The organism is Micrococcus sp. HMSC31B01 (assembly GCF_001816085.1).
GTDB classification, from domain to species: Bacteria; Actinomycetota; Actinomycetes; order Actinomycetales; family Micrococcaceae; genus Micrococcus; species Micrococcus luteus.
The window spans coordinates 1-6,872 of record NZ_KV825125.1; the positions used below are offsets into that span (position 1 = coordinate 1).

At 72.6% G+C, this 6,872-nt stretch carries 6 protein-coding genes; 1 reads left to right on the forward strand and 5 read right to left on the reverse strand.

Annotated features, from left to right (window positions below; all coding sequences use genetic code 11):
- Positions 1-47: 47 nt before the first annotated feature.
- Both HMPREF3105_RS06465 and HMPREF3105_RS06470 read right to left on the reverse strand, forming a co-directional pair.
- Positions 48-371 carry a DUF202 domain-containing protein gene (locus HMPREF3105_RS06465; RefSeq protein WP_020626411.1) on the reverse strand — a complete coding sequence of 108 codons (324 nt, stop codon included), beginning with the start codon at positions 369-371 and terminating at the stop codon, positions 48-50.
- A gap of 4 nt (positions 372-375) precedes the next feature.
- Entirely contained in the window at positions 376-795 is a 420-nt protein-coding gene (locus HMPREF3105_RS06470) for a YidH family protein (RefSeq protein WP_020626412.1), read from the reverse strand.
- Between the two features lie 103 nt (positions 796-898).
- On the opposite strand from HMPREF3105_RS06470, the gene HMPREF3105_RS06475 reads away from it, so the two are divergent.
- Complete coding sequence (locus HMPREF3105_RS06475) at positions 899-2,029, forward strand: VIT1/CCC1 transporter family protein (protein WP_020626413.1); 1,131 nt, start codon at positions 899-901, stop codon at positions 2,027-2,029.
- Between the two features lie 126 nt (positions 2,030-2,155).
- Here HMPREF3105_RS06475 and sucD read toward each other — a convergent pair whose 3' ends face one another.
- From sucD to pcrA, 3 genes are all read right to left on the reverse strand, one after another.
- Entirely contained in the window at positions 2,156-3,076 is a 921-nt protein-coding gene (gene sucD, locus HMPREF3105_RS06480; protein WP_070709002.1) for a succinate--CoA ligase subunit alpha, read from the reverse strand.
- Positions 3,077-3,103: 27 nt separating this feature from the next.
- Positions 3,104-4,273 carry an ADP-forming succinate--CoA ligase subunit beta gene (gene sucC / locus HMPREF3105_RS06485; protein ID WP_060973824.1) on the reverse strand — a complete coding sequence of 390 codons (1,170 nt, stop codon included), beginning with the start codon at positions 4,271-4,273 and terminating at the stop codon, positions 3,104-3,106.
- A gap of 184 nt (positions 4,274-4,457) precedes the next feature.
- The coding region (gene pcrA / locus HMPREF3105_RS06490; RefSeq protein ID WP_070709003.1) for a DNA helicase PcrA at positions 4,458-6,872 on the reverse strand (2,415 nt) is incomplete at its 5' end.

Here is a 6,872-nt window from a genome sequence, read left to right on the forward strand (position 1 = left end):
CCCCTCACCTGCCCGCGCAGGTGAGGGGCGCCGTCGTCGTCCGCGGATCAGGCCGCGTGCAGCAGCGTGGCGGTGATCCCGAGGGCCGCCAAGCCCACCACCAGCGCGACCATGCAGGCCACCGACGCCAGCGCTGGCCGGGCCTGCTCCCGCGCGATCCCGTCCGCCTGCGCCACGTAGCGCCGGCGCTGCGTGGCCAGCACCGCCGCCCCGCCGACGGCCGCCACCACCGCAGGCCCGAACGCCCACGCGCCGACGGCCGGCCACCACCTCAGGAACGTGAGGCTGAGGACGCTCAGCGCCAGGACCGTGCGGCCCCAGCTCATCACGGTGCGCTCGGGCTGCAGCCCCGGGTCGTGATGCAGGCGCATCGTCTCAGCCCCGCGGCAGGACGACGGCGGCCAGCAGCACCACGACGGCCAGCACGACGCCCCCCGCCAGGACCGGGACGATCAGCGGCAGCGGCAGCGGACGGCCGCGGCGCATCGCCCGCTCCACCCGGAGCCAGCGCGCACCCGCGCCCAGGGCGAGCAGCGCCGCCAGGACGAGCAGCACCGTGCTCAGCACCACCCGGACCGGCGGCGCGAAGAGGGCGCCGGTGAACGCCTCCACCGCGACCCCGCCGGCCAGCAGCGCCAGCGCCGTCCGGACCCAGGCCAGGAACGTGCGCTCGTTGGCGAGCGTGAACCGGGGGTCCGGCTCCTCCCCGCCCGCCAGGAGGCGGTGCTGCCAGGCCGGCCGGCCGCCGTCGTGGGCGGCGGCCTCGGGGCCGTCGGGGGTCTCTGCTGCGTCCATGCGGCCATGGTAGCGACGGCGTAGACTGGCCGGTCGGGCGCGCCCGGCCGCCGCGGTCCGCGACGGCGCCGCCCGTCTCCGCCCGCCCATCCGATGGAGCCCCATGAGCCCCGCCCACACCGCCACGCCTGCGGCACGTCCCGCGCCGACCCGCGAACAGGTCCGACGCTGGCGCCGCTACCTCGCCGACGAGATCGCCGAGGGCCAGATCTACCGCGACATCGCCGCGCGCAAGGACGGCGTGGAGCGGGACATCCTGCTCGGCCTCGCCGAGGCCGAGCGCCGCCACGAACAGCACTGGCGGGCCCTCCTGGGCGAGCACGCCGCGAACCCGCCGCGCCCCTCCCTGCACCGCATCCTGCTGCGCTGGCTCGCGCGGATCTTCGGCTCCGTGTTCGTGCTGGCCCTGGCTCAGCGCGCCGAGTCGGACACTCCCTACGCGGAGGACCAGGACGCCCCCGAGGGCATGGTGGCGGATGAAGCCATCCACGAGGAGGTCGTGCGCGGCCTCGCCGCCCGGGGTCGCGAGCAGCTGGCCGGCAACTTCCGCGCCGCCGTCTTCGGCATGAACGACGGGCTGGTCTCCAACCTGGCGCTCGTGATGGGCATCGGTGCGACGGGCGTGGCGCCGTCCGTGGTGCTGTTCACCGGCGTGGCCGGCCTGATGGCGGGCGCGCTGTCCATGGCGGCCGGCGAGTACGTCTCGGTGCGGTCCCAGCGGGAGCTGCTCGAGGCCTCCTCCCCCACCCAGATCACCCTCGAGGCGGCCCAGCACCTGGACCTGGACCACAACGAGCTCAAGCTCGTCTACCTGGCCCGCGGCATGACGTCCGAGGACGCCGAGCACCGCGCGCTCGAGCGCCTCGGCTATCTCACGTGCGACTGCAACCCGCAGTTCTCCGCCCGTCCCGACGGCTCCCAGGGACCCGTGGACCACTCGAACTCCTTCGCGGAGATCGGCTCGGCGTGGAGCGCCTCCCTGTCCAGCTTCGCGTTCTTCGCCTCCGGCGCGCTCATCCCGATCCTGCCGTACATCTTCGGCATGTCCGGGCCGTGGGCCCTGGGCCTGGCTGCGGCGATGGTGGGCGCGGCCCTGCTCTTCACCGGCGGTGTGGTCGGGCTGCTGTCCGGCTCCTCACCGCTGGCCCGGGGCCTGCGCCAGCTCGCGATCGGCTTCGGCGCCGCCGCCGTGACGTACGTGCTCGGCCTGCTCTTCGGCGCGAACGTGGGCTGACGGGCGCCCACCGCCTGCTCCGCCCCGCACAGCACACGGCCCCTGCCCCTCACGACGAGGGACAGGGGCCGCGGTGCATCCGCCTGCCGGTGCGGAGCGCCGGCATCGGCGCCCCGCACCGCGGGATCAGGCCTGGGCCTGCAGGATCTCCCGCATGAGCTGAGCGGTCTCGGACGGCGTCTTGCCGACCTTCACGCCCGCGGCCTCGAGGGCCTCCTTCTTGGCCTGCGCGGTGCCGGCGGAGCCGGAGACGATGGCGCCGGCGTGGCCCATGGTCTTGCCCTCCGGGGCGGTGAAGCCGGCCACGTAGCCGACGACCGGCTTGGTGACGTTGGCCTTGATGAACTCGGCCGCACGCTCCTCGGCGTCGCCGCCGATCTCGCCGATCATCACGATGGCCTGGGTGTCCGGGTCGGCCTCGAACGCCTCGAGGGCGTCGATGTGGGTGGTGCCGATGATCGGGTCGCCGCCGATGCCGATGGCGGTGGAGAAGCCGAAGTCACGCAGCTCGTACATCATCTGGTAGGTCAGCGTGCCGGACTTGGACACGAGGCCGATGGGGCCGGAGCCGGTGATGGTGGCCGGGGTGATGCCGGCCAGGGCCTCGCCCGGGGTGATGATGCCGGGGCAGTTCGGGCCGATGATGCGGGTCTTCGGCTTCCCGTCCTCGCCGGTCTTCGACTGCGACAGGGCGAAGAACTCGGCGGAGTCCTGCACCGGGATGCCCTCCGTGATGACCACGAGCAGCGGGATCTCGGCCTCGATGGCCTCGATCGCCGCGTCCTTGGCGAAGGCCGGCGGCACGAAGGCCACGGACACGTCCGCGCCGGTCTTCTCCATGGCCTCCTTGACGGTGCCGAAGACGGGCAGCTCGACGGCGTTGCCGTCCTTGTCCTCGTGGGACACGGTGGTGCCGGCCTTGCGGGCGTTCACGCCGCCCACGATGTTCGTGCCGGCCTTGAGCATGAGGCGGGTGTGCTTGGTGCCCTCGCCGCCGGTGATGCCCTGGACGATGACCTTGGAGTCCTTGTTCAGGTAGATCGACATAGCTGTTTCCTCAGTCTTTCCGAACGGTCAGTTCGCGGAGTGGGCGAGCTCGGCGGCCTTGTCGGCGCCCTCGTCCATGGTGGCGGCCAGGGTGACGAGCGGGTGGTTCGCCTCCTGCAGGATGCGGCGGCCCTCCTCCACGGCATTGCCGTCCAGGCGCACGACCAGCGGCTTGGTGGCGGTGTCACCCAGGATCTCGAGGGCCTTGACGATGCCGTTCGCGACGGCGTCGCACGCGGTGATGCCGCCGAAGACGTTCACGAACACAGACTTGACCTGCTCGTCGCCCAGGATGACGTCGAGGCCGTTGGCCATGACCTCGGCGTTGGCGCCGCCGCCGATGTCCAGGAAGTTGGCCGGCTTCACGCCGCCGTGCTGCTCGCCGGCGTACGCGACGACGTCGAGGGTGGACATCACGAGGCCGGCGCCGTTGCCGATCACGCCGACCTGGCCGTCCAGCTTCACGTAGTTGAGGCCGTTGGCCTTGGCCTTGGCCTCCAGCGGGTCCTCGGTGCGCTCGTCGACGAGGGCGGCGTGGTCCTCGTGGCGGAACTGCGCGTTGTCGTCGAGGGAGACCTTGCCGTCCAGGGCGAGGATCTTGCCGTCGCCGGTCTTCACCAGCGGGTTCACCTCGACGAGGGTGGCGTCCTCCTTCTCGAAGACCTCCCAGAGCTTCTGGATGACCTCGGCGACGTCGGCGCGCAGCTCCTCGGGGAAGCCCGCCTCGGCGACGATCTTCTGGGCGGTCTCGGCGTCGATGCCGGTCAGCGCGGAGACGGGCACCTTGGCGAGGGCCTCGGGGCGCTCCTCGGCCAGCTGCTCGATCTCCATGCCGCCCTCGACCGAGCACATGGCCAGGTAGGTGCGGTTGGCGCGGTCCAGCAGCACGGAGAAGTAGTACTCCTCGGCGATGTCGGCGCCCTGGGCGATCATGACCCGGTGCACGGTGTGGCCCTTGATGTCCATCCCCAGGATGGCCTTGGCGTGCTCGTAGGCCTCGTCGGCCGTCTTGGCGACCTTCACGCCGCCGGCCTTGCCGCGGCCGCCGACCTTCACCTGCGCCTTGACGACGGTGACGCCGCCGATCTTCTCCGCGGCCGCCTTGGCCTCGTCCGGGGTCTGCGCAACGATGCCGGCCAGCACGGGGACGCCGTGCGCCTCGAACAGATCGCGCGCCTGGTACTCATACAGGTCCACGGTGGTGTGTCCTTCTTGGTCGAAGACAGGGTCTGCCGGCCTCGCCCGCGGGCGCGGCCGACGTCGACGCCCCCTCCGTGGCCGGGCCGGGCACGGGGGCACAGCAGGGCGGCGGACGGCGGCGTTCCACGGCTCACTCTAGTCCACACCCCGGAGAGACCGGGGAGTCGGCGGGCCGGTCCCGTCAGCCCTCGACCTTCGTCAGCGGGGCGTAGCGCAGCAGCAGCCGCTTCTGCGCCCCGGTGGCGTCGAAGGTGACGGTCGCGACGGTCTTGTCCCCCGCGCCCGCGACGGCGTCCACACGCCCCTCGCCGAAGGTCGCGTGGGAGACGCGGTCGCCCGGGCTGAGCGCCACGATCTCCTTCTGCGGCTGCACCCGGCTCGGCGCCTTCCCGCGCACCACGGCGGAGGGCACCGTGAGGTCCGCCGGCTCGTCCCCGCGGGTGAGGCGCTGGGGCCGCGCGCCGTCGTCGTCCCGGGACCGCCAGGCCGGTCGCCCGCCGCCGAACCGCCCCGCGTAGCGCGAGGTGCCGGCGCCGGTCAGGCTCAACGACCCGGCCGAGCGCGAGGTGCCCTCCCGCTCCCAGTCGATGAGCGCCTCCGGGATCTCCCCGAGGAACTGGCTGGGCGGGTTGAACTGGTGCTGGCCCCACAGCGAGCGTGCCTCGGCGCGTGTCAGGAACAGGCGACGGCGGGCGCGCGTCAGGCCCACGTAGGCCAGACGGCGCTCCTCCGCGAGCTCCTTCTCGTCCGTCATCGAGCGGGCGTGCGGGAACACCCCGTGCTCCATGCCCGTCAGGAACACCACGGGGAACTCGAGGCCCTTGGCGGTGTGCAACGTCATGAGCGTGACCTGGCCCTGCTGCTCGGCGAGCGCCTCGCCCTCCACGTCCGGGGCCGTGGGCAGCTGGTCTGCGTCCGCCACGAGCGCCACCTGCTCGAGGAAGTCGGACAGGGTGCCGTCCGGGTGCGTCGTCTCGAAGGAGCGGACGACGGCGACGAGCTCGCCGAGGTTGTCCGCGCGGGACTCGTCCTGCAGGTCCTCGGACTCGCGGAGGGCGGCCAGCATCCCGGACTGCTCGAGGACGGCCTCCAGGACGGTGGCCGGGCCGGCGGACTCGGCGACCTGGCCGAGGTCGTCCATCATCTGCACGAAGCCGCGGACGGCCTTGAGCGAGCGCGCGGCCATGCCGGGGGCGTTCTCGGCGTCGCGCAGGGCCGCGGAGAACGTGGAGCGGTTGTGCTCGGCCCAGGCGGCGATGGCGCCCTCGGCCCGGTCCCCGATGCCCCGCTTGGGCTCGTTGAGGATGCGGCGCACGTTGACGTCGTCGTCGGGGTTGACGATCACCCGCAGGTAGGCGAGCGCGTCCTTGATCTCCTTGCGGTCGTAGAAGCGCGTGCCGCCGATGACCCGGTACGGGATGCCGCGCGTCACCAGCCGCTCCTCGAGTGCACGGGACTGCGCGTTGGTCCGGTAGAACACGGCGACGTCGGCCGGGCGGATCCCGTCCTCGTCCTGCAGCCGGTCGATGGTGGTGGCGATCCACTCCGCCTCGGCGGACTCGTTCTCCGCGGCGTAGCCGACGATCGCGGGGCCCTCCCCCTCGGCCGTCCACAGGCGCTTGGGACGGCGGTCCGGGTTGCGCTCGATCACCGCGTTGGCGGCGTCCAGGATGGTCTGCGTGGAGCGGTAGTTCTGCTCGAGCTTGATGGTGACGGCGTCCGTGAAGTCCTGCTCGAACTCGACGATGTTGCGGATGTCCGCGCCGCGGAACGCGTAGATGGACTGGTCCGAGTCGCCGACGACGGTCAGCTCGCCGCCGGGGGTCTCCACGCCCTCGGGGTCGCCCGCCGGGCCGGCGAGGAGCCGGATCAGGCGGTACTGGGCGTGGTTGGTGTCCTGGTACTCGTCCACGAGGACGTGGCGGAACCGGCGGCGGTAGTTGTCCAGCACGCGCGGGAACGCCTCGAACATGTGGACCGTCATGCCGATCAGGTCGTCGAAGTCCAGGGCGTTGGCCTGGCGCAGGCGGGCCGTGTAGTCCCAGTAGACGGCGGCGACGGCGCGGCCCCACGGGTCCCCCTCGGCCACGGTGGCGGCGTAGTCGTCCGCCTCCACGAGCTCGTTCTTCAGGGAGCTGATGCGGTTCAGCAGGGCCTTGGGCGCGAAGCGCTTCGGGTCCAGCTCGTGCTGCTTGGCGACGGTGGTGACCAGGCGCAGGCTGTCCGCCGAGTCGTAGATGGTGAACGTGGACTTCAGCCCGATGTTGGCGGCCTCGTTGCGCAGCAGCCGCACGGCGGAGGAATGGAACGTGGAGATCCACATCCGCTGGGCGGTGGGACCGATCAGCCCGGCCACGCGCTCGCGCATCTCCGCGGCGGCCTTGTTCGTGAAGGTGATGGCGAGGATCTCGTGCGGCCGCGCCCGGCCGGTGGCGAGCAGCCACGCGATGCGGTGGGTCAGCACCCGGGTCTTGCCCGAGCCGGCGCCCGCCACGATCAGCAGCGGCGCCCCCGTGTGGGTCACCGCGGCGGCCTGCTGCGGGTTGAGCCCCGCCACGAGCGACTCGGGAGTGTGCGCCGGAGCGGCCGGGCGGGC

Bases quoted from the DNA above. Each gene is read 5' to 3' on its own strand.
- HMPREF3105_RS06465 (WP_020626411.1), bottom strand. From the start codon at position 371: ATGCGCCTGCATCACGACCCGGGGCTGCAGCCCGAGCGCACCGTGATG.
- HMPREF3105_RS06475 (WP_020626413.1), top strand. From the start codon at position 899: ATGAGCCCCGCCCACACCGCCACGCCTGCGGCACGTCCCGCGCCGACC.
- HMPREF3105_RS06470 (WP_020626412.1), bottom strand. From the start codon at position 795: ATGGACGCAGCAGAGACCCCCGACGGCCCCGAGGCCGCCGCCCACGAC.
- sucD (WP_070709002.1), bottom strand. From the start codon at position 3,076: ATGTCGATCTACCTGAACAAGGACTCCAAGGTCATCGTCCAGGGCATC.